Annotated in this window: 16 protein-coding genes; 7 read left to right on the top strand and 9 right to left on the bottom strand. The window is 68.6% G+C overall.

Annotated features, from left to right (window positions below):
• Window positions 1-17: 17 nt before the first annotated feature.
• Complete coding sequence (locus J5Y10_RS06705) at window positions 18-686, top strand: DNA-3-methyladenine glycosylase family protein (RefSeq protein WP_209372031.1); 669 nt, start codon at window positions 18-20, stop codon at window positions 684-686.
• Here the strand turns inward: J5Y10_RS06705 and J5Y10_RS28375 are convergent.
• Complete coding sequence (locus tag J5Y10_RS28375; protein WP_280855061.1) at window positions 683-814, bottom strand: hypothetical protein; 132 nt, start codon at window positions 812-814, stop codon at window positions 683-685. The two genes, J5Y10_RS06705 and J5Y10_RS28375, sit on opposite strands and share 4 nt — an antisense overlap.
• Before the next feature lie 192 nt (window positions 815-1,006).
• Between J5Y10_RS28375 and J5Y10_RS06710 the strand changes: the two genes are divergently transcribed.
• The 4 genes from J5Y10_RS06710 (at window position 1,007) to J5Y10_RS06725 (ending at window position 5,562) form a co-directional block, all read left to right on the top strand.
• Entirely contained in the window at window positions 1,007-2,524 is a 1,518-nt protein-coding gene (locus J5Y10_RS06710) for a circularly permuted type 2 ATP-grasp protein (RefSeq protein WP_432761250.1), read from the top strand.
• The gene (locus tag J5Y10_RS06715; RefSeq protein ID WP_209372033.1) at window positions 2,524-3,465 is read left to right on the top strand and encodes an alpha-E domain-containing protein; all 942 of its coding nucleotides are present in this window, start codon (window positions 2,524-2,526) and stop codon (window positions 3,463-3,465) included. Before J5Y10_RS06710 ends, J5Y10_RS06715 begins: the two co-directional genes overlap by 1 nt.
• Before the next feature lie 102 nt (window positions 3,466-3,567).
• On the top strand, window positions 3,568-4,566 hold the full coding sequence (locus J5Y10_RS06720; protein ID WP_209372035.1) for an asparaginase: 999 nt from the start codon (window positions 3,568-3,570) through the stop codon (window positions 4,564-4,566).
• 129 nt (window positions 4,567-4,695) lie between these two features.
• Window positions 4,696-5,562: a type 1 glutamine amidotransferase gene (locus J5Y10_RS06725; RefSeq protein WP_209372037.1), complete on the top strand. Its 867-nt coding sequence runs from the start codon at window positions 4,696-4,698 to the stop codon at window positions 5,560-5,562.
• Window positions 5,563-5,593: 31 nt separating this feature from the next.
• Here the strand turns inward: J5Y10_RS06725 and J5Y10_RS06730 are convergent, their stop codons facing one another.
• Window positions 5,594-7,918 carry an FdhF/YdeP family oxidoreductase gene (locus J5Y10_RS06730; RefSeq protein ID WP_209372039.1) on the bottom strand — a complete coding sequence of 775 codons (2,325 nt, stop codon included), beginning with the start codon at window positions 7,916-7,918 and terminating at the stop codon, window positions 5,594-5,596.
• Window positions 7,918-9,012 carry a catalase family protein gene (locus J5Y10_RS06735; protein ID WP_209372041.1) on the bottom strand — a complete coding sequence of 365 codons (1,095 nt, stop codon included), beginning with the start codon at window positions 9,010-9,012 and terminating at the stop codon, window positions 7,918-7,920. The genes J5Y10_RS06730 and J5Y10_RS06735 overlap by 1 nt, the downstream gene beginning before the upstream one ends.
• A 144-nt stretch (window positions 9,013-9,156) precedes the next feature.
• On the opposite strand from J5Y10_RS06735, the gene J5Y10_RS06740 reads away from it, so the two are divergent.
• Window positions 9,157-9,354, top strand: coding sequence for a hypothetical protein (locus tag J5Y10_RS06740; RefSeq protein WP_209372043.1), 198 nt, complete (start codon window positions 9,157-9,159; stop codon window positions 9,352-9,354).
• Window positions 9,355-9,422: 68 nt separating this feature from the next.
• Here J5Y10_RS06740 and alaS read toward each other — a convergent pair whose 3' ends face one another.
• The 3 genes from alaS to J5Y10_RS06755 form a co-directional block, all read right to left on the bottom strand.
• Window positions 9,423-12,071, bottom strand: a complete 2,649-nt coding sequence (alaS, locus tag J5Y10_RS06745; RefSeq protein ID WP_209372045.1) for an alanine--tRNA ligase — start codon at window positions 12,069-12,071, stop codon at window positions 9,423-9,425.
• Window positions 12,072-12,398: 327 nt separating this feature from the next.
• On the bottom strand, window positions 12,399-13,007 hold the full coding sequence (locus J5Y10_RS06750) for a transposase (RefSeq protein WP_209372047.1): 609 nt from the start codon (window positions 13,005-13,007) through the stop codon (window positions 12,399-12,401).
• 65 nt (window positions 13,008-13,072) lie between these two features.
• Window positions 13,073-14,155, bottom strand: coding sequence for a GTP pyrophosphokinase (locus J5Y10_RS06755; protein WP_209372050.1), 1,083 nt, complete (start codon window positions 14,153-14,155; stop codon window positions 13,073-13,075).
• Between the two features lie 282 nt (window positions 14,156-14,437).
• On the opposite strand from J5Y10_RS06755, the gene J5Y10_RS06760 reads away from it, so the two are divergent.
• Window positions 14,438-15,634, top strand: a complete 1,197-nt coding sequence (locus tag J5Y10_RS06760) for a M20 aminoacylase family protein (RefSeq protein ID WP_209372051.1) — start codon at window positions 14,438-14,440, stop codon at window positions 15,632-15,634.
• Window positions 15,635-15,744: 110 nt separating this feature from the next.
• On the opposite strand, the gene J5Y10_RS06765 is transcribed toward J5Y10_RS06760, so the two are convergent.
• The 3 genes from J5Y10_RS06765 to J5Y10_RS06775 all read right to left on the bottom strand — a co-directional run bounded on the left by J5Y10_RS06765 (window position 15,745) and on the right by J5Y10_RS06775 (window position 20,233).
• Window positions 15,745-17,331, bottom strand: a complete 1,587-nt coding sequence (locus tag J5Y10_RS06765; RefSeq protein ID WP_209372052.1) for an ABC transporter substrate-binding protein — start codon at window positions 17,329-17,331, stop codon at window positions 15,745-15,747.
• 166 nt (window positions 17,332-17,497) lie between these two features.
• Window positions 17,498-18,535 carry a recombinase RecA gene (gene recA / locus J5Y10_RS06770; protein WP_209372053.1) on the bottom strand — a complete coding sequence of 346 codons (1,038 nt, stop codon included), beginning with the start codon at window positions 18,533-18,535 and terminating at the stop codon, window positions 17,498-17,500.
• A 174-nt stretch (window positions 18,536-18,709) separates the two neighbouring features.
• The gene (locus J5Y10_RS06775; protein ID WP_342452858.1) at window positions 18,710-20,233 is read right to left on the bottom strand and encodes an ATP-binding protein; all 1,524 of its coding nucleotides are present in this window, start codon (window positions 20,231-20,233) and stop codon (window positions 18,710-18,712) included.
• Window positions 20,234-20,250: the final 17 nt, after the last annotated feature.

The following is a 20,250-nucleotide window of genomic DNA, read 5'->3' on the forward strand; positions in this document are numbered from 1 at the left end:
CGTTCCATCCCACTCCCATGCAGATCCAGCCGCCGCCCGCCCCGCCGCCAGCCTGGGTGGAGAACGGCCTCGCTGCCTTCGCCGCCTCCGATCCTGCCCTGCACGGGGTGATCGCCCGTTGCGGCCCCCTGCCCTGGCGCCGGCGCGCGCCCGGCTTTCCCGGGCTGCTGCGCGCCATCTGTGGCCAGCAGATCAGCAATCGGGCGGCCGGCGCCATCTGGGCCCGCCTTCGTGCCCTGCCAGGCGCGTTGGAGCCTGCCGGCCTGCTGGCGCTCGACGACGACGCCCTCTGCGGCATCGCCGGCCTCTCCCGTCCCAAGGCCGCCCATGCCCGGAGCCTCGCGGCCGCAATCCTCGCGGGTGACCTCCGCCTGGACGACCTCCACGCCATGCCGGACGAGGAGGCAGTCGCCCATCTCTGCGCCGTCCGGGGCCTCGGCCGCTGGACGGCCGCCGTCCACCTCCTCTTCGCCGAGGACCGCCAGGACATCTTCCCGGAGGGTGACCTGGCTCTTGCCGCCTCGCTCGCCAGCCTCCGCGGGCTCCCTGAACGCCCGACGCCAAGGGCCCTCACGGCTCTGGCCGGGGAATGGCGCCCCTACCGGTCCCTCGCCGCGCGCCTGCTCTGGCACCATTGGCGCCACGCAACCGGCCGCCCGGGCGCCGACCCGGAGGACGACGGCTAGTAGCCCAGAGCCACCGCCGCCTCCGCCAGCGCCCAAACGGCGGGGAGAGCGATGACGAAGGCCAGCATGGCCTCCCGGATCTCGTCATGGGGGATGATGGGGCGCGTCGCCGCGTGAAGGTAGCGCATGCCGGCAGTGAACAAAACATGAACAGGAGCCGCAAGGGGTGAGTCGCCCGGCCGGCGTCTCCCGGTTCGACCGTGTCCCTCGCGCACCACCTCTGTCACCTGACATTGCGGACCACCCCCCTCCCCCGGCACGCGACTTGCTGCAACGATGGGCGCTGCGGCCCGTTCCGGCCGCACGACACGGAGGACAGGGTGCCGGCCTTCGACGAAATGAATGACGGGGGCGGGATCCGCCCCGCCTATGCAGGCATCGCCCGCTACGTCCAGTCGGCGGGCGGCGGTGCGCTGGAGGCGAAGCGACGCGAGGCGGAGGTTCTGTTCCGCCGCATCGGCGTGACCTTCGCCGTGTACACGGAGGGTGGCGACCCGGAGCGCCTGATCCCCTTCGACGTGATCCCCCGCATCCTCGCGCGGGGCGAGTGGGACAGCCTGCGCCGCGGGCTGGAGCAGCGCGTCCGCGCCCTCAACGCCTTCCTCGCCGACGTCTACGGCGACCGGCGGATCCTGAAGGAGGGTCTGGTCCCCGCCGAGTTGGTCCTGAATAACGAGGGCTACCGCGCGGTGATGGAGGGCTTCACGCCCCCCGGCGGCGTCTACACCGTGATCTCCGGCATCGACCTCGTCCGCACCGGGCCCGAGGCCTTCTACGTGCTGGAGGACAATTGCCGCGTCCCCTCCGGCGTCTCCTACATGCTGGAGAACCGGGAGGCGATGATGCGCCTCCTCCCCAACCTCTGCGCCGCCCACCGCATCGCCCCGGTCAGCCACTACCCCGAGGAATTGCTGGACACGCTGAAGTCCCTGGCGCCCCCGGCCTGCCAGGGCGACCCCACCGTGGTCGTGCTAACCCCCGGCCCCTTCAACTCCGCCTACTACGAGCACTCCTTTCTTGCTGACGAGATGGGCGTGGAGCTGGTGGAGGGTGCCGACCTTTTCGTCCGCGACGACACGGTGTTCATGCGCACCACCGCCGGCCCGCGCCGCGTGGACGTCATCTATCGCCGCATCGACGACGAGTTCCTGGACCCGCAGGCCTTCCGCCCGGACTCCGCCCTCGGCGTCCCCGGCCTGATGAAGGCCTACCGCGCCGGCCGCGTGACGCTGGCCAATGCCCCCGGCGCCGGCATTGCGGACGACAAGGCCGTCTATCCCTTCGTTCCCGCCATGATCCGCTTCTACCTCTCCGAGGAGCCGATCCTGCAGAACGTGCCGACCTATATGTGCGAGCGGGATGAGGACCGTGCCTACGTCCTCGACCACATGGAGGAGCTGGTTGTAAAGCTCGCCAGAGGCTCCGGCGGCTATGGCATGCTCGTCGGCCCGCACAGCACCGCTGAGCAGCGTGCCGACTTCGCCGCCCGCATCCGCGAGAAGCCGGGCGACTACATCGCCCAGCCCACCCTGGCCCTCTCTACCGTCCCGACCCTCAGCGAGGGTGGCATGGCCCCGCGCCACGTCGACCTCCGCCCCTTCGTCCTGTTCGGGAAGAATCAGGTCCGCATCGTCCCCGGTGGCCTCACCCGCGTCGCGTTGCGGGAGGGATCGCTGGTGGTGAACTCCTCCCAGGGTGGCGGCACGAAGGACACCTGGGTGCTGGAGAGCGATCCGCCGCCCATGTCGCAATCCATGGGCGCGGAAGGCATGACGCAGACCATGGGCGGAATGACCCAGAGCCTGGGCAAGATGGATTTCGGCGGGACGAAGGACTGATGCTCGCACGCACCGCCGACAGCCTCTTCTGGCTGGGCCGCTACATGGAGCGCGCGGGCAATGTCGCCCGCAGCCTCAACGCCACCCTTCGCATGGCCTCCCTTGCCACGCCGCGCGGGACGGAGGCCGACGAGTGGGACGGCATTCTCCGCGCCACCGGCACGGCGGAGCACTACCGCCAGCTCTACGGCGATCCCGTCCCCGAGCAGGCCGCCCGCTGGCTGACGATGGACACCCTCAATCTCTCCTCCGTCGCCGCCTGCTTCGAGGCCGCGCGCCGCAACGCCCGCGCCGTCCGCACCGCGCTCACCGTGGACATGTGGGAGGCGGTGAACGACACCTGGATCGACCTCCGAAAGCTCGACGCCAGCAACGCCGACGGCGACCGCCTGATGGGCTTCAACGACTGGGTGATCGCCCGCACCGTCCTGTTCAACGGCGCCGCCATGGACACGATGCTGCGCGACGACGCCTGGCGCTTCGTCCGCCTCGGCACGATGCTGGAGCGCGCGGACAACACCGCCCGCCTCCTCTCCGCCCGCCAGGCCGCCTTCATGCCCGGCGCCGAGGAGAACACGGAGAACCACGCCCAGTGGCAGGGCCTACTCCGCTCCGTCTCCGCGCTGCGCGCCTACCAGCACCTGTTCCGGGAACGCCTGCGCCCCTCCCGCGTGGTGGAACTGCTGCTGATGCGCCCGGAGCACCCGCGATCCGTCACCGCCTGCTACGAAGAGGTGAACGACATCCTCAGCGTCCTCGCGATGCATGAGGGCGACGACCGCGTGTCCTGCCGCCGCCTCGCCGCCGCGCTGCGCGGCCGCTGCGTCGCGCACAGCCCCGCCTACCTGATGGATGGAGGCCTCTCCTCCATCCTGGCGGAGATCATCGAGGGCAATGGCCGTCTCGGCGTCTCCATCGGCAAGTGCTTCCTCAACGGCTGAGGGAAGCACCGGGCGGCCGCCCCCTCTTCAACGCCGGCGGCCGCCCACCCATACCGCAGTCCTGAACATCGCCGCGGTCCGGCACCGCGCAGGAGCACGCTCATGAAGCCCCGCGTCGCCTTCATCGGAACGGGCGGCACCATCGCCTCCCAGGGCGCCGGCCCGCTGGACACCACCAATTACGGCTCCTCCGGCAATCCCCAGCTGGACGCCGCGCAGCTCGTTGCCCGCTTCCCCGAGTTGGCTGAGGTCGCGGAGGTGATCCCCGTGCCCTTCAGCGCCGTTCCCAGCCCGCAGATCCAGTTCCCCACCTGGAAGGCCCTGGTGAGCCTTTGCGACCAGCTTGTCGCGGAGGACCCCGACCTCGCCGGCATCGTCATCGGCCACGGCACCGCGACGCTGGAGGAGACAGCCTACGCCCTCCACCTCACCGCGAAGGTCCGGGTTCCCATCGTCGTCACCGGCGCCCAGCGCCCCTCCTCCGCGCTCTCAACCGATGCCGGGCTGAACCTCGTCAACGCCGTCCGCACCGCCGCCCATCCGGACGCGCGCGGCCTTGGCGTCCTGGTCCTGCTGAACGACGAGATCCAGGCCGCGCGGGAGGTGACGAAGACATCCACCGGCCGTATGCAGACCTTTCGCTCCCCCGATTTCGGCGCGCTCGGTCAGGCCGACGGCGACAGCGTGAACTTCTACCGCCGCCCCATCCGCCCCGGCGCCCCCGACACGCCCTTCGACCTCCGCGCGCTGGATGCCCTGCCCCGGGTGGACATCGCCTATTCCTACGCCGGCGCCGACGCCACCGCCGTGCGCGCCTTCCTTGCGGCCGGCGCGAAGGGAATCATCTCCGCCGGCTTCGCGCCCGGCTTCTGCACGCCGGAGGAGTTCAGCGCGCTGCGTGAGGCCGCGTCCTCCGGCACGATCGTCATGCAGTGCACCCGCGCCGGTTCCGGCCGCGTCTTCCCCACCACGAAGCTGCGCGAGGCCGGGTTCCTCACCACCGACAACCTCAACCCCCAGAAGGCGCGAATCCTCCTCGCCCTCGCCCTCACCGTCACGCAGGACCGCGACGAAATCGCACGCATCTTCGCCACATACTGAGGACGCAAGGCTGTGCCGTCGTGACCGCTCGGCGACGCCATCTTACGAGAAGGCAAATCATCCCCAACTGCTCCTGCCGGGTGGCCCGATCACGCCGCCGCTCCGCCAGGACCGCGCTTGGGGACCCGAATGACCGCATCTTTCCGTTTTCTTGTGGCCGAGAGCGAAGGACCGGAGGAACGGGAGGAGCGACGCGAGAGCGTCGGCCGCAGCTCGGGCGAAACCTACGCGAAAACGCTCCGTGAACTCGCCCCAGGAGCGACCTGCGACCGACTGAAGCCCGCGGAGGAGAGCAGCCCGGTGCAGCGGCCGGAGGTCCTGGCCGGCTACGACGCGGTCTTCCTCTGCGGTTCCCCGATGCATGTCTATGACGACACACCGGAAGTTCGCCGCGTGCTGGACTTCATGCGCGCCGTCTACGCCTCTGGCACGCCGTCCTTCGGCTCCTGCGCCGGGCTGCAGGTAGCCGTCGCAGCCGCCGGCGGGAAGGTCGGGCCGAGGAAGGACGGCAACGAGGCCGGCTTCGCCCGTCGCATAGCCCCGACGGAGCAGGGGCGCGGCCATCCCCTGCTTTCCGGCCGCCCGCTGGCCTTCGACGCGCCCGCGATCCACTCCGACGAGGTGAAGGAATTACCGCCCGGCGCCGTGCTGCTGGCGACCAACGAGACCAACGCCGTCCAGGCCGCGGAAATCCGCTCGGGCAAGGGCATATTCTGGGGCGTTCAGTACCACCCCGAGCTCTCGCTCCACGAGGTTGCCGAGGCTCTGCGCCACCAGGCCGACAGCCTCGTCGAGCAGGGCCTCGCCGCGGATCGCGAGGCGCTCGAGCACCACGCGGTCCGGATCGATGCGCTGGATCGCGAGCCGGCGCGGCGTGACCTTGCTTGGCAACTCGGCCTCAACCACCAGGTCACCGATCCCGCACTACGCCGGCTCGAGCTGATGAATTTCATCCAGCATCTGGCCGGACCGCGGCGTACCCGCCGCGAGGGATAACCCGCCAGAGAGGCCCCTCCCCCGCGCGGCCCTACTCCGCCGCCATCACCGCCCGCTTCTCCAACTCCACCCGCACGGGAATCGCCTTCGCGGCGGGCACCTTGCTGTCTTCGGCATAGTGCCAGAGCGGCATGAGCGGGTTGCACTCCGGGTAGTAGCCGCCGATCGCGCCGCGCGGGATGTCGTAAAACACCACCTGCAACCCGCGCACCTGACGGCGGATGCCGTCATCCACGGCCGTGGCAAGCGCCACCGTGTCGCCCTCCCCGAGCCCGCGCGCCTCCGCATCGGCGCGGTTCATCAGCACCACCTGCCGGGTGCCGCTGATGCCTCGGAAACGGTCCTCGTATCCGTAGATCGTGGTGTTGAACTGATCGTTCGAGCGGAGGGTGACGAGTTGCAGGATCTCCCCGTCGTCCAGGTCCGTCTCCAGGTCCGTGCGGAACCCACCGGGCACGAGGAAGTTCGCCTTCCCCGTCTCCGTCTTCCAGTCGCGCTGCCGCGCGGGCAGCGGTCGCGGGAAGCCTCCGGGTTCGTGAACGCGCTTGTTGTAGTCCTTGAACACGCTCGGATAGCTCGCCTCGATGGCGTCGCGAACCTTGGAGTAGTCCCCGACCCAGTCGTCCCAGGGAACCTTCGGGTTCGGCTCCAGCGTGGACTTCGCGATCCCCGCGACAATCGCCGGCTCCGAGAGAAGGTGCGGCGAGGCCGGCGCCACCTTGCCCCAGGAAGCATGGATATGCGTCATCGTGTCCTCGCAGGACACCATCTGCGGCCCGCTCGCCTGCACATCCTCCTCGATGCGGCCGAGGCAGGGCAGCAGGTAGGCCACCTGCCCGTTGATCAAGTGACTGCGGTTCAGCTTCGTCGCGATCTGCACCGTCAAACGGATCGTGGGCCAGGAAGCCTCCATCCGGTCCGTGTCCGGCACGGCATGCACGAAGTTCCCGCCCAGCCCGATGAAGGCCTGGACGCGGCCCTCGACGATCGCCTCGCAGGCCTCGACGGTGTTCATGCCCGTGTCCCGCGGCGGCTCGAAGCCGTACTGCACCGCCAGCCCGTCCAGCGGCACCAACTCCGGCTTCTCGGAGATGCCGACGGTGCGCTGCCCCTGCACATTGGAATGGCCGCGCACCGGCAGGATCCCCGCGCCGGGCTTGCCGATGTTCCCGCGCAGCAGGAGCAGGTTCACAAGCATCCGAACGTTGTCCACGCCCTTCTTGTGCTGCGTCAGCCCCATCCCGTAGATGCCCATCGCCGTGGGCGCGGCGGCATAGACGCTTGCCGCGTCCTGCATCGCCTGCCGCGTCAGGCCCGACCAGCGCTCGATCTCCGACCATTCCTGGGCACGACACCAGGCAGCGTAGCTGTCGAAGCCATGCGTGTGCTGCTGGATGAAGGCGTGGTCCAGCAGCGGCGCGCGACCTGCCGCCATCGCCAGGTCGTCCGCCTCGATCAGCGCCTTGCTGACCCCGGTGATCGCCGCGATATCGCCGCCAGCCCGGAGCTGGTGGTACTGGGAGGCGATGCGCGTCTCCTTGCGCGTCAACATTTCCACCGGGCTCTGCGGATTGGTGAAGCGTTCCCAGCCCCGCTCCCGCAAGGGGTTGAAGACGATGACGGGCACGCCGCGCTTCGCGCAGCTCTGCAGCGGGTGCAGCATCCGTGGCGCATTGGAGCCGACATTCTGCCCGAAGGAGAGGATGCAGGCGGTCTTGTCGAAATCCTCCAGCTGCACCGTGCCGACGGGTGCACCAATGGCCAGGGGCAATCCCACCGAGGTGCTCTCGTGGCACATGTTCGAGCTGTCGGGCAGGTTGTTGTGCCCGTAGAGCCGCGCGAAGAGCGCGTACATGTAGCTCGTCTCGAGCGAAGCGCGGCCCGAGGAGTAAAAGACCGTCCGCTTCGGATCCATGCCGCGCAGTTCGGCACCGATCTCGCGGAACGCGTCCTCCCAGGCCACGGGCACCCATCGGTCCCGCTCCCGGTCGAGCCGCATCGGATGTGTCAGCCGCCCGATCTTCTCCAGATCGTAGTCCGACCACTTCAGCAGCTCGCTGATCGTGTGCCGCTCGAAGAAGTCCGTTCCGATGGACTTGCGGGTGATTTCCCAGGACGTCGCCTTCGCGCCGTTCTCGCAGTACTCGAAGGGGTACGGCACCTTCGGTTTCGCCCAGGAGCAGGAGACGCAGGAATATCCCTCCGGCTTGTTCTGCCGCAGCAGCACCGCATTCCCCGTCGCCACCCGCTCCTCCTTCAGGAGCATGGACTCGACCGAGCGCAGCGAACCCCAGCCGCCTGCCGGGCCGGAATAGGGCTGCACGCTCGCGGGGCGCGGCTTCCTCGTATCTGGCATCAGATCGGCACCTCTTCTGCGTGCTTAGGCTCGATCATCGGGCAGCCGCTGTGGCCGGCGCGGAAGCCCGACGACATCTCATAGGCCGGCTTGCGCGCCCGGTTGATGGAGCCGAGCGGACGGTGGACAGCCAGGCCGTGCCAGGGGCTGAAGGACATGCCGAGGTCGACCGCCCGCGAGCGCGCCTCGTCCCAGGAGGGCTGGCGGCCAACCTTCAACCGGGCCACGGTGACGTAGGGGCTTTCCTTCTCCGGCCACTCCACCGAGGAGTCCTCGATCGGCATACGCTCGAGGTTTGTGCAGAGCTGCACGCGCAACTCCCACTCGGCGTCGTTCTCCGCAAAGAAGGCGAGCACCTCCTCGCGCAGCGCCTCAGGGCGACCGGAAACATCCACCTTCTTGTCCGTCAGCGCCTTCAACGCCGGTGTCATTGGAGCGACGGAGAACTTCGCGATGTACGGGCCGAAGAGGAAGGGCGTCGCGCTGTAGAAGGTCTCGCCGAGAATGTGGGTGTTCGGGTGGCCGCCCAGCTGTTTGAGAGTCGCGCTCTCCCCACCCACTGCCTCGATCACCGTCTCCGTGCCGCGCAGCACGGCGGAGATGGCCTTCTTGAAGCCTTGCGGGATGTCGGTGGTCTTGGCCAGCAGCTTGACGTTGCCCAGGAACTTCTTTGCCGTTGGCGCGGCGAAGGCCGGCGCGTTCACCATCACGAAGTCCTGGGTGGACTCTCCCTCAGAACCGGGAAGACGGTCGCCCTCCACGCCCACCACCTTCAAGGCAAGGCCGCGCGGGACGGAGACGCTGTCGTCGAGCAGGTCCCCGGGGTTGGTGGAGAAGCGCATCACCACGGGGTAGGTGCCGGTCTTGCCGAACAGGCCCTGGCGATAGGCGGGGGCGGTGTCGCCTGCCACGCGCAGCTCACCGCGGAGCAGGCCGTGGCTCTTCGCGTGGACGGCGCGGACGGGGTAGCCGTAATCCTTGTAGGTCGTTTCGACGATGCCGCGCATCGCCTCCACCAGCTCCTTCGTCGTCCCCTCCTCGCCTTCCTCCAGGTGCTCGAAGGCGGGTTCGTAGCGTATGGGGCTGGTGGCCATGCTGGTCTCCTTATTCTCCGGAGAACGCCCGCCATCATGCGTTGTTTCCTGCGGAACGCAGTGGTGTGACCGCACTGCAACAAGGGCGGTCTGAAACATCACGTGAGCGTGAAACTTCGAAGGAGGAGCGCTAGCGTTTCCTCCATGAGCAGCTTCCGAGCCCAGGCCATTGCTGGCCGCGTCGTCCTGATCCACGACATGGCGGATCAGGTTGTCGTTTCCGAATTCGATGCCGTGGAGGCATCGACCCTTGTCCGCCAGCTGGAGGACGCGCTGGCGCAGGTCGTCCGGGGCCTCGCCCAGCAGGCGAGCGGGCCGATGAGCCCGGAGATGGTGGGCTAGCCGCCTCTTTCGGACGAATGGCGGGCGGGCCGCGCCGGGAGGTTCCCGGCGGCGGCCCACCCACGGGGTCATGCCGCGAGGGCGCCGCGGATGGCGGCGAGGGCCTCGGCGGACTTGTCGCCCTCCGGGCCGCCGGCCTGGGCCATGTCGGGGCGGCCGCCGCCGCCCTTGCCGCCGACCGCCGCGGAGGCGGCGCGGACGAGGGCTACGGCGTCGGCCTTGCCCTTCGCGGCTTCGCCGACGGCGACGACGATGCTGGCCTTGCCTTCGGCGCTGGAGACGAGGGCGACCACGTCGGCAGTGCCGCCCTTGAGGATGGCTTCCGCCAGGCCCTTCAGGTCGCGCGGGGGGACTTCGCCGAGGTCGCGGAGGGCGACGCGGAGGTCTCCGATCTGCTCCGCCTCGGCCGCGGAGGCGCCGGTGGCGAGCTTGCGGCGGAGGTCGGCGACTTCGCGCTCCAGCTTGCGGCGGTCCTCCACCAGGACGGCGATGCGGGCGGGGAGCTCGGCGGCGGGGACCTTCAGGGTGGCGGCGGCCTCGCGGAGGGTGCGCTGCTCGTCCTCGATCAGGGCCAGGGCGGTGGCGCCGGTGACGGCTTCCACGCGGCGGACGCCGGCGGAGACGGCGCCCTCACCCACGATCTTGAAGAGGCCGATGTCGCCGGTGCGGGCGACGTGGGTGCCGCCGCAGAGCTCCAGCGAATAGACGCCGTGCTTGGAGGTGGCCTCGGGGTCGTGGCCCATGCCGACGACGCGGACCTCGTCGCCGTACTTCTCGCCGAAGAGGGCCATGGCGCCGGCCTTCACGGCCTCGTCCGGGGTCATTAGGCGGGTGGTGACCTCGCCGTTCTGGCGGATGCGGTCGTTCACCTCGGTCTCGACCCAGGCCAGGTCCTCGGGGGACATGGGGGTGGGCTGGGAAACGTCGAAGCGGAGGCGGTCCGGGGCGTTGAGGCTGCCCTTCTGGGCGACGTGGTCGCCGAGGCGGCGGCGCAGGGCCTCGTGCAGGAGGTGGGTGGCGCTGTGGTGGGCGCGGATGGCGCCGCGGCGGGCGTGGTCCACCTCCGCCACCACGGGGGCGTTGGGGTGGGCGATGCCGGACTCAACCTTGCCGATGTGGATAAAGAGGCCGAGCTTCTTCTGGGTGTCGCGGACCTTGATCTCCATGTCGCCGGGGCCGCGGATGGTGCCGGTGTCGCCGACCTGGCCGCCGCTCTCGGCGTAGAAGGGGGTCTGGTTCAGGACGACCGAGACTTCCGTGCCGGCGGTGGCTTCCTGGACTTCCTTGCCGTCGGCGACGATGGCGAGGATGGAGGCCTCGGCACGTTCGGTGTTGTAGCCCTGGAATTCGGTGCCGGTGCCGAGCTTCTCCTTCAGGTCGAACCAGAGGGATTCGGTGGCGGCGTCGCCGGTGCCGGACCAGGCGGCGCGGGCGCGGCGGCGCTGCTCCTGCATCGCCGTCTCGAAGCCCGCCGTGTCCACGGGGCGGCCCTCGGAGCGGAGGGCGTCCTGGGTGAGGTCGAGGGGGAAGCCGAAGGTGTCGTAGAGGCGGAAGGCGACTTCTCCGGAGAGGGGCTGACCTTCGCCGAGCTTCGCCGTCTCCTCCGCGAGGAGGCCTAGGCCGCGTTCCAGGAGGCTGCGGAAGCGGGTTTCTTCGAGGCGAAGGGTTTCGGTGGTGAGGGCCTCGGCGCGGACGAGCTCGGGGTAGGCGGCGCCCATCTGGCGGATGAGGACGGGGACCAGGCGGGGGAGCAGCGGGTCCCGCGCGCCCATCATGTGGGCGTGGCGCATGGCGCGGCGGAGGATGCGGCGGAGGACGTAGCCCCGGCCCTCGTTGGAGGGGAGAACGCCTTCGGCGATGAGGAAGGCGCCGGAGCGGAGGTGGTCCGCGACGACGCGGTGGCTGGCGCGGAAGGGGCCGTCCGGGTCCTGGCCGGTGGCTTCCGCGCTGGCGAGGATGAGGGCGCGGAAGGTGTCCGTGTCGTAGTTGTCGTGGACGCCCTGGAGGATGGCGGTGAAGCGTTCCATCCCCATGCCGGTGTCGATGCTGGGACGCGGGAGGGGGCGGCGGGTGCCGGGGGGCCCTTCCTCGTACTGCATGAAGACGAGGTTCCAGATCTCGATGAAGCGGTCGCCGTCCTCCTCCGGGGAGCCGGGGGGGCCGCCGGGGATCGCCTCGCCGTGGTCGTAGAAGATTTCGGAGCAGGGGCCGCAGGGGCCGGTATCGCCCATGCGCCAGAAGTTATCGGAGGTGGCGATGCGGATGATCTTCTCATCCGGGAGGCCGGCGATCTTCTTCCAGAGGGCGGCCGCGTCCTCATCCTCATGGTAGACGGTGACGAGGAGCTTTTCCTTGGGGAGGGCGAAGTCCTTCGTCAGCAGGGTCCAGGCATGGGTGATGGCCTGTTCCTTGAAGTAGTCGCCGAAGGAGAAATTCCCCAGCATCTCGAAGAAGGTGTGGTGGCGGGCGGTGTAGCCGACGTTGTCCAGATCGTTGTGCTTGCCGCCGGCGCGGACGCATTTCTGGGCGGTGGTGGCGCGGTTGTAGGGGCGCTTCTCCGCGCCGGTGAAGACGTTCTTGAACTGCACCATGCCGGAGTTGGTGAAGAGCAGCGTGGGGTCGTTGCGGGGCACCAGCGGGCTGCTTTCCACGACGGCGTGGCCGTTGCGGGCGAAGTAGTCCAGGAAGGTGGCGCGGACGTCGTTGCTGCTGGTCATGGTGCGACTTTTATTCCGATTCCTCGCGGGAACGCGACCGGGGCGTTTAGCCCGTGGGAGGCGAGGGAGCCAAGCCCGGCGAGGCGAAGCCTTGCGGGCTGGGCTGCCCTGCCTCCCGCGAGCGGGGCGCGGAGCGCCATCGCCCGGGTGGGATGCGGCGGCCGACACCAGGGCGATGCGAAGCATCGTCCCGCCCCGCCCGCGATGCAGGGGCGTCGGGCGCGCGGGTGGGGCGGGACAACGCTGCGCGTTGCCCTGGCGGTGTGCCGGCAGTGCCGGGGGGCGACGGCGCTTGGCGCCTCGCGCTGAGACGATGCTTCGCATCGCTCAGGGCCAGCCGAACCTGACCACTCGGGGCATCGATCGGCGGCCCAACGCCGCCTTTTCCAGCCAAGCGATGGCTTTCAGCCGGGGTTTGAGAGCCGCCAGCGCCGCCCGGGTGGTTGGAAGGCGGGTTGGGAGCGCCCTGGCGAGCATTTCGGACAAAAGGGGGTCCGGGAGGAGCCAGGGCGGGCCGTTGAGGGCGGTGCGGAGGCCGAGCTTACGGATGAGGAGAAGGAGGGGCATGCCTCCGAGGCGGGCGGCGCGGCGGGTGGCGCGGCAGATGGCGTATTCGATGGCGCGGAGAGGGTGGTTGGGGGCGAGGGCCGGGTCCGCGAGGGTTTCAAGGAGGCGGTGCCAGAGGCCGGCGTGGGTGAGGCGGCGGAAGTAGCGAGCGATGGTTTGGGCGCTGCCGTATTCGGGCGGGAGGGTGCGCCAGGGATCGCCCGGGGTGCTGGCGAGGTGGAAGATGGCGTTCATGCGGGCGCGGAGGTCGGCGATGCGGCGGCCCTGCGGGGAGCAGGGGAAGACGTAAGGGAGAAGGGCGACCCAGGCGTCGTCGGTGAGCGGGGTCCAGGGGCGGGGTGGGGTGAGACCAGCTGAAGAGTGACTCATTGCCTCAACCTCCTGGAAAGGCTCCCCTCTACCGGCAAACATTCCGCATATCAAGGATTATTTTGCTATTCGCGAATTTCTCCACCTAGTAAGGTCATGATCGCGTCCGAAACTTTTTTAGTGAAAGGAATGTTTTCAAGAACCTTTTTCGCGTCTTCCTTCGATGATGTGGCAAGAAGGAAAATTCGAACCAGGGTAACTCTACTTATTACATCAAACCGTTCGCTTCCCATTGGCTCGCCAGCTTTTACTAGGCCTCGAAATTTTCTAAGAACTGCCTCAGAAGAACGGACTTTAAGGGCCAACCGCCTTTCAAGGTTGTCGATATCTGTTATCTTTAGCAACTCCATCGTTCCTAGAAAACCGTCCATCGGATGAGTGTTCAGTGTCTGAGCGGCACGCACCCGGAAACCGAGGCGCCTGGCCGATGCCGCAATCTTATTTGCCGTCACGCTCTGTTTCAAAAAAGCGATTGCCGATTCCCGATCCAACGCAATCGCCAAGTTTCCGGACTTGATCTTCTTGCTATAAGCATTACGGATGCTACCGGTTTCCGCTTTGACGCGGGAAAAATCCTCGTCAGCGCCCTCTAAGAGAGCGCTAATCCTATAAAGGCGACGCAAAACTGGCTCCGGAATGCCAGTCTGTCCCTTATATCTAATCTTCCAATCAACAGCTGCCCAAGCATGTTCAAGCACAGTCTTAACTTGGATTTCCGCCTTATAGTTTTTGTATTTGGAAAGCTCCGGAAGCTTTAATCGTTCAGGGCTCAGCGAAATCACAATGTGATCTGCCCGATAACCGAGACGGTCAGCCGCAAGAAATTCATGACGATACTTCGAATTCTTTATATCAATCGTGAAATGATCGGCAAGCAATTTTGAAACACGCTGGGCCTCTTCGTGTAGGTAGCAAACCAAGCGCAAGCCCGAGAGATCTGTAACATCTTCACATTTTTTGTACTTCTGCTTCTTCTCAGGACGATCAACCTTTCCCCGAAAACTATCAACTCCTTTAGTGCGAGCTTCGAGCGCCGCCAACTCGATACCTGCATGCTCCAGCAACTTTCGAAGTATGCTCTCAAGATCTGCAGTGAAGGAAACAAAGTTCTCCCTCGCGGATTCGAACTGCTTCGTGAGAGCGTCCACGTAGTCGGGCTGGGGCTGGCCTGCTTTCGCTGCAGTCCTTCGTTGCGTCAAAGTGGTCGCCCTTCGGAGATGAAAACAGCGCCGCGAGCCAGGATCGTATCCCTCCAATCCCTCGGTCGACTCCGGCGATGCCTGCATGATCGGACTTTGTGCTCACAATCGTCCAGCGCGGCGCTCAATTTACGAAGCACCGTTAAGCATCCCGCTTCAGACATCGCTAGGCACAGCCTATTCGGGAGATCACACTCCCAGTTCCCCTCCCCAGAACCGGACCCCTCCCCCATGGACGACACCGCCCGCGCCGCGATCAAGGCCCTCCAGCCAGAACTCACCGCCATCCGCCGCGACATCCACGCGCACCCGGAGATGGGGATGGAGGAGGTGCGGACCTCCAAGCTGGTGGCCGACACCCTGCGGGGCTGGGGGCTGGAGGTGACGGAGGGCGTCGGGAAGTTCGGGGTGGTGGCGACGCTCAAGGGGCGGCTGCCGGGGCAGCGGGCGATCGGGCTGCGGGCGGACATGGACGCGCTGGCGATCGAGGAGGCGACGGGGCTGCCGCACGCCTCCACGACGAAGGGCACGATGCACGCCTGCGGGCATGACGGGCACACGACGATGCTGCTGGGGGCGGCGCGGCACCTCTCGCAGAACCCGGATTTCGGGGGGACGGTGCAGTTCATCTTCCAGCCGGCGGAGGAGGGGCGCGGGGGCGCCAAGGCGATGCTGGCGGACGGGCTGTTCGAGCGGTTCCCCGTGGATGCGGTGTACGGGCTGCACAATGAGCCGGGGTTGCCGGTGGGGCAGTTCGCGACGCGGACGGGGCCGGCGCTGGCGGCGGCAGACCGGTTCACCGTGACGTTCCGGGGGACGGGCGGGCATGGCGGGGCGGCGGCGCATCTTTCCACGGATGTGACGGTGCTGCAGGCGCAGTTCGTGCTGGCGTTGCAGACCATCGTTTCGCGGAACATCGCGGCGGTGGACACGGCGGTGGTGAGCGTGGGGGCGATCCATGGCGGGTCTATGGAGTCGCTGAACGTGATGCCGGCGGAGCTGGTGCTGGGGGGGACGGCGCGGAGCTATACGCCGGCGGTTCGGGACACGATCGAGCGGCGGATGGGGGAGTTGGCGCAGGCGCTGGCTTCGGCCTTCGGGTGCTCGGCGGAGGTGTCGTACCGGCGGGGGACTTCGCCGCTGTTCAACCATGCGGAGCAGACGGAGGTGGCGAAGGCCGCGGCCGGGGCGCTGGTGGGTGAGAGCGCGGTGGAGGGGAATGCGCCGCTGGTGCTGGGGGCGGAGGATTTCTCCCAGATGCTGGAGGCGCGGCCGGGGGCCTTCATGTTTATGGGGAATGGCGGGGGTGGGGCCACGAGCGAGGGGCTGCACACGCCGAATTACGACTTCAACGACGAGGCCATTCCGTATGGGGTGGGGTACTGGGTGAGCGTGGTGGAGCAGGAGTTGGGGAGCGTGGGGGCGTAAGAGCCCCCTTCCCTGCTGGTGCGGGCGTTGGCGGGGTTCCGCGGCAGCCTGCTGGAAGAAGATGATGGGGGTTCCAAGGGGGAAGAATTCGTTCTTCCCCCTTGGGGTGTTCAGGCCGGGCGCACGTCCATGGCGAGGGTCATCTCGTCGGCGCGCGGGGTGTGGGTGTAGCCCTGGCGCATGGCCCAGATGTTCTTCTGGACGTGGAGGGGGATCCAGGCGACGTCGGCGGCGGCGATCTTCGTGGCGTCCTGCATGAGTTTTTCGCGGGCGGCGTCGTCGTTGGTGGCCATGGCCTGTTCGAGGACCTGGTCGTAGCGCGGGTTGCTGTAGCCGGTGCGGTTCACGGTGCCCCAGCCCTTCTCCATGTCGCGGGTGCCGAGGAGGCCGCGGAGGCCGGAGGAGGGCTCGCCGTTGGAGTTGGCCCAGCCGCCGAGGGAGACGGAGTTGTCGAGCCGGGCGACGCGCTGGGCGACGACGGAGAAGGGCATGGTGTCGACCTTCGTCTTCACGCCGATGCGGGTCCACATCTGGCCGATGCTCTGGGCGACGCCGGCGTCGTTCACGTAGCGGTCGTTGCTGGCGAGGAGGGTGAGGGAGAAGCCGTTGGGAAGGCCGGCTTCCTGGAGGAGCTTGCGGGCTTTCTCGGCGTCGAAGGGTGTGGGGGGGAGGTCGGGGACGTAGCCGTAAGCGCCGGGGGGCATGAACTGGGCGGTGGGGAGGGCGGCGCCGGCCATGATGCGGTCGGCGATGGCGGGGCGATTGATGGCGGTGGTGAGGGCCTGGCGGACACGGAGGTCCGTCATGGGGTTGCGGATGGGCTCGTTATTGGGGCCGGTGACGTAGGGGGATTCGGGGCGGAAGTCCGTGCGGAGGTAGACGGAGCGGAGGCTGGTGATCTCCGAGATGCGGAGGCGGGATTCGGTGCGGAGGCGGGCGAGGTCGGCGGTGGGGACGGCGTCGATGAAGGCGACGTCGCCGGCCTGGAGGGCGGCGGTGCGGGCGCCGTCGTTGGCGATGATGCGGTAGTTGACCTTCTGCCAGGCGGGCTTTTCGCCCCAGTAGGATTCGTTGCGCTCTAGCTCCACCACGTCTCCGCTGCGGAAGGCGATGAGGCGGTAGGGGCCGGTGCCGATGGCGTTCTTGCCGTTGTTGAAATCGCCGGTGTTGGGGGCCTCGCCGAGGCTGCGGGGGATGATGGTGAACTGGGAGGTGTCGGCGGGGAGGAGGGGGTAGACGCCGGCGGTCTTCATGCGGATGCGGTGGGGATCCACCACCTGCATGGACTGGATGGCCTTGGTGAAGACGACGAAGGAGCCGGGGCTGTTCACGACCTTGGGGATGCGGTTGACGGTGTAGACCACGTCCTCCGCGGTGAAGGGCTCGCCGTTGTGGAACTTCACGTCCCGGCGGAGCTGGAATTCCCAGGTGGTGTCGTCCACCAGGCGCCAGGATTCGGCGAGGCCGGGGATGAGGCGGCCGTTCGCGTCGCGGTGGACCAGGCAGTCGAAGATGTGCTGGGCGAGGGCGTTGTTGGGGGTGAGGGTGTAGTAGTGCGGGTCCACCGAGCTGGGCGGGGCGCTGACGGCGAGGTTCAGCGTGGCAGTGGAGACGGGCTGGGCCTGGGCGGGGTGGCCTCGGAGCGTGAGGAGCGCGGGGGCGGCGCCAAGGATGAGGCGGCGGGGGATGGCGGGCATGCGGGGGCTCCTCCGGTGCTGGGCCGGGTGGTGCGGTGGCATCTTCCTCGAGTGTCAGCGAACCAGCGGGGGGAGCGGGGTGTCAAGCGTGCGGGGCCGGAACGAGAAAGGGCCGCACCCCGGGGGGAGGGTGCGGCCCTTCCTTCGTTCGGTGCTGCTGCGGGGATTACTCGGCCGCGGCGGCCTCCTCGGCGTCCGGGGTGGTCATCATGGCGTTGGCCACGACGCCGGCCTGGGCGCGGATGCGCTGCTCGACGCTCTCGGCCATCGCGGGGTTGTCGCGCAGGAACTGCTTGGCGTTCTCGCGGCCCTGGCCGATGCGCTGGCTGTCGCAGGAGAACCAGGCGCCGGACTTCTCGACCACGCCGGCCTTCACGCCGAGGTCCAGAAGCTCGCCGACCTTGGACACGCCCTCGCCGTACATGATGTCGAACTCGACCTGCCGGAACGGCGGGGCCATCTTGTTCTTCACCACCTTCACGCGGGTCTGGTTGCCCGTGGTCTCCTCGCGCTCCTTGATCGCGCCGATGCGGCGGATCTCCATGCGGACGGAGGCGTAGAACTTCAGCGCGTTGCCGCCCGTGGTCGTCTCCGGGTTGCCGAACATGACGCCGATCTTCAACCGGATCTGGTTGAGGAAGACCATCATGCAGTTGGAGCGGGAGATGGAGCCGGTGAGCTTGCGCAGCGCCTGGGACATCAGGCGGGCGTGCAGGCCGACATGGCTGTCGCCCATCTCGCCCTCAAGCTCCGCGCGCGGAACCAGGGCGGCGACGGAGTCGATCACCAGCACGTCGATGGCGCCGGAGCGCACCAGCGTATCGGCGATCTCGAGCGCCTGCTCGCCAGCATCCGGCTGGGAGATGAGGAGGTTGTCCACGTCCACGCCGAGCTTGCGGGCGTAGCCGGGGTCCAGCGCGTGCTCGGCGTCGATGAAGGCGCAGGTGCCGCCCTTCTTCTGGGCCTCAGCCACGACCTGCAGGGCGAGGGTGGTCTTGCCCGAGGATTCCGGGCCGTAGATCTCGATGATGCGGCCCTTGGGGAGGCCGCCGATGCCGAGCGCCAGGTCGAGGCCCAGCGAACCGGTGGAGATGACCTCCACCTCCTCGTTCATCTGCTTGCCGCCCATCCGCATGATGGAGCCCTTCCCGAAGGAACGCTCGATCTGAGAGAGAGCGGCCTCGAGAGCCTTGTTCTTTTCCATACTGGAAAGGTCCCTTGCGATCGATGGACGCCGTTTCGCGTGCCACCGGCGGATGAAGGAGCGGCTTTTCCGGCCGTTACCTCACGCGCTTGTTAACCGGCCGGGTCGACTGCGCACAAGCGCCAAACACGACCGCGGTCCGGGATGTTCATATTACGTTCTCGGCAGGAAAGTTCAAGCCCCAAGACGTTCGGGGAGGCGCGAAACGAGCGCCACGAGCTGGGCTGGGCGATAGGGCTTGGGGAGGAACACAACTCCTTCCCGGCCCATCTCCTGGCCCAGCGCCGCCTCGGCGTAACCGCTGACGAGCACGACCGGCATATGGGGGAGGATGGCCCGGGTTGCACGGGCCAGGGCGACGCCGTCGAGGCCGGGCATCGTGATGTCGGAGACGAGGGCGGCGGGGCGGAGGCCGTCCTCGATCATCTCGAGCGCCGTGTCGCCGTCCTCCGCCTGGGTGACCTGGTGGCCGGCGCGCTCCAGCGCCACGGCCGCGAGGCGACGGAGGGGGGCCTCGTCGTCCACCAGGAGGATGTGGCGGCCGGATGTGGCTGTGGACGCGGGTTCTGGCGAGGGGGACGACTCCGGCTCGCCCTCATGCCTGGGGAGGTGAATCCGGAAGCGGGTGAGGCCGGGGCGGCTCTCGATCCGCAAGGCGCCGCCGGACTGGCGGACGATGCCGTGGACGGTGGCGAGGCCGAGGCCGGTGCCACCTTCCGCGGCGCGTGTGGTGAAGAAGGGCTCCACGATCCGGGGGAGGATGTCCGGCGGGATGCCTGGGCCGGTGTCCGTGACTTCCAGCACGGCCCAGCGGCCGGGCGGGAGGGGGTCGGGGTAGCCGGGCTCCTCCCGCAGGGCGAGCGCGGTGTCGGTGGCCACGGTCAGCGCGCCCGCCCCGCCCATGGCGTTGCGGGCATTGGCGGCGAGGTTGAGGAGGACCTGGTCCAGCTGCACGGGATCGACGCGGACGCGGCGGCCGAGGGCGCCGGGGCGGATCTCCAGGGCGATGGCGGGGCCGAGGAGGCTGCGGAGCATGGGGGTGGCGGCGGAGACGGCCTCGTCCAGGTCCAGCACGCGGGGCTCGAGGTGCTGGCAGCGGGCGAAGGCAAGAAGGCGGCGCACGAGGGCTGCGCCGCGGGCGGCGGCGTCCTGGGCCGGGCGCAGCTCCTCCCGCGCCGCGGGGGTGGCGAGGATGGCGGCGTCCGTCGCACCGAGGATGATGGAGAGGAGGTTGTTCACGTCGTGCGCGATGCCGCCGGCGAGGCCGCCGATGGCGCGCAGGCGCCCATCCGCCTCAGCTTCCTCGCGGCGGCGGGTGCGTTCCGACAGATCCTCGGCCAGGAGGGCGCGGGTGCCGTCCGGGAGGGGGACCAGCCGCAACAGGACGGGGATGGGCCCCCTCCCCTCCTCCGCGACGAGTGCGGCCTCGAGCGGCGGCGGGACCGGCGCCTCGAGCCAGGCCCCGACGGATTCGCGGGTGGCGGGATCGACGAGCGAGAGGGCGTCGGTGCCCGGGCGGATCGGCACCGCGGGGCCGAGCATCGCGCGGAGAGCGGGATTGGCGCGGAGCAGGCTGCCGCCGGCGTCGAGCAGGGCGGCGCCGGAGGGTAGCGCTTCGAGCAGCGCCGCGAGGCCTGCTTCCCCGGGCGCCTCGGCGCGGGCGGGGGGACCGAGGAGACTCCGGATACCGCTTGTCACGGGCCAGAGCCTAGCGC

The sequence above is a fragment of the Roseomonas indoligenes genome (assembly GCF_017813365.1).
Taxonomy (GTDB): domain Bacteria; phylum Pseudomonadota; class Alphaproteobacteria; order Acetobacterales; family Acetobacteraceae; genus Roseomonas; species Roseomonas indoligenes.

Bases quoted from the DNA above. Each gene is read 5' to 3' on its own strand.
- J5Y10_RS06705 (WP_209372031.1), top strand. From the start codon at position 18: ATGCAGATCCAGCCGCCGCCCGCCCCGCCGCCAGCCTGGGTGGAGAAC.
- J5Y10_RS28375 (WP_280855061.1), bottom strand. From the start codon at position 814: ATGCGCTACCTTCACGCGGCGACGCGCCCCATCATCCCCCATGACGAG.
- J5Y10_RS06715 (WP_209372033.1), top strand. From the start codon at position 2,524: ATGCTCGCACGCACCGCCGACAGCCTCTTCTGGCTGGGCCGCTACATG.
- J5Y10_RS06720 (WP_209372035.1), top strand. From the start codon at position 3,568: ATGAAGCCCCGCGTCGCCTTCATCGGAACGGGCGGCACCATCGCCTCC.
- J5Y10_RS06725 (WP_209372037.1), top strand. From the start codon at position 4,696: ATGACCGCATCTTTCCGTTTTCTTGTGGCCGAGAGCGAAGGACCGGAG.
- J5Y10_RS06730 (WP_209372039.1), bottom strand. From the start codon at position 7,918: ATGCCAGATACGAGGAAGCCGCGCCCCGCGAGCGTGCAGCCCTATTCC.
- J5Y10_RS06735 (WP_209372041.1), bottom strand. From the start codon at position 9,012: ATGGCCACCAGCCCCATACGCTACGAACCCGCCTTCGAGCACCTGGAG.
- J5Y10_RS06740 (WP_209372043.1), top strand. From the start codon at position 9,157: ATGAGCAGCTTCCGAGCCCAGGCCATTGCTGGCCGCGTCGTCCTGATC.
- alaS (WP_209372045.1), bottom strand. From the start codon at position 12,071: ATGACCAGCAGCAACGACGTCCGCGCCACCTTCCTGGACTACTTCGCC.
- J5Y10_RS06750 (WP_209372047.1), bottom strand. From the start codon at position 13,007: ATGAGTCACTCTTCAGCTGGTCTCACCCCACCCCGCCCCTGGACCCCG.
- J5Y10_RS06760 (WP_209372051.1), top strand. From the start codon at position 14,438: ATGGACGACACCGCCCGCGCCGCGATCAAGGCCCTCCAGCCAGAACTC.
- J5Y10_RS06765 (WP_209372052.1), bottom strand. From the start codon at position 17,331: ATGCCCGCCATCCCCCGCCGCCTCATCCTTGGCGCCGCCCCCGCGCTC.
- recA (WP_209372053.1), bottom strand. From the start codon at position 18,535: ATGGAAAAGAACAAGGCTCTCGAGGCCGCTCTCTCTCAGATCGAGCGT.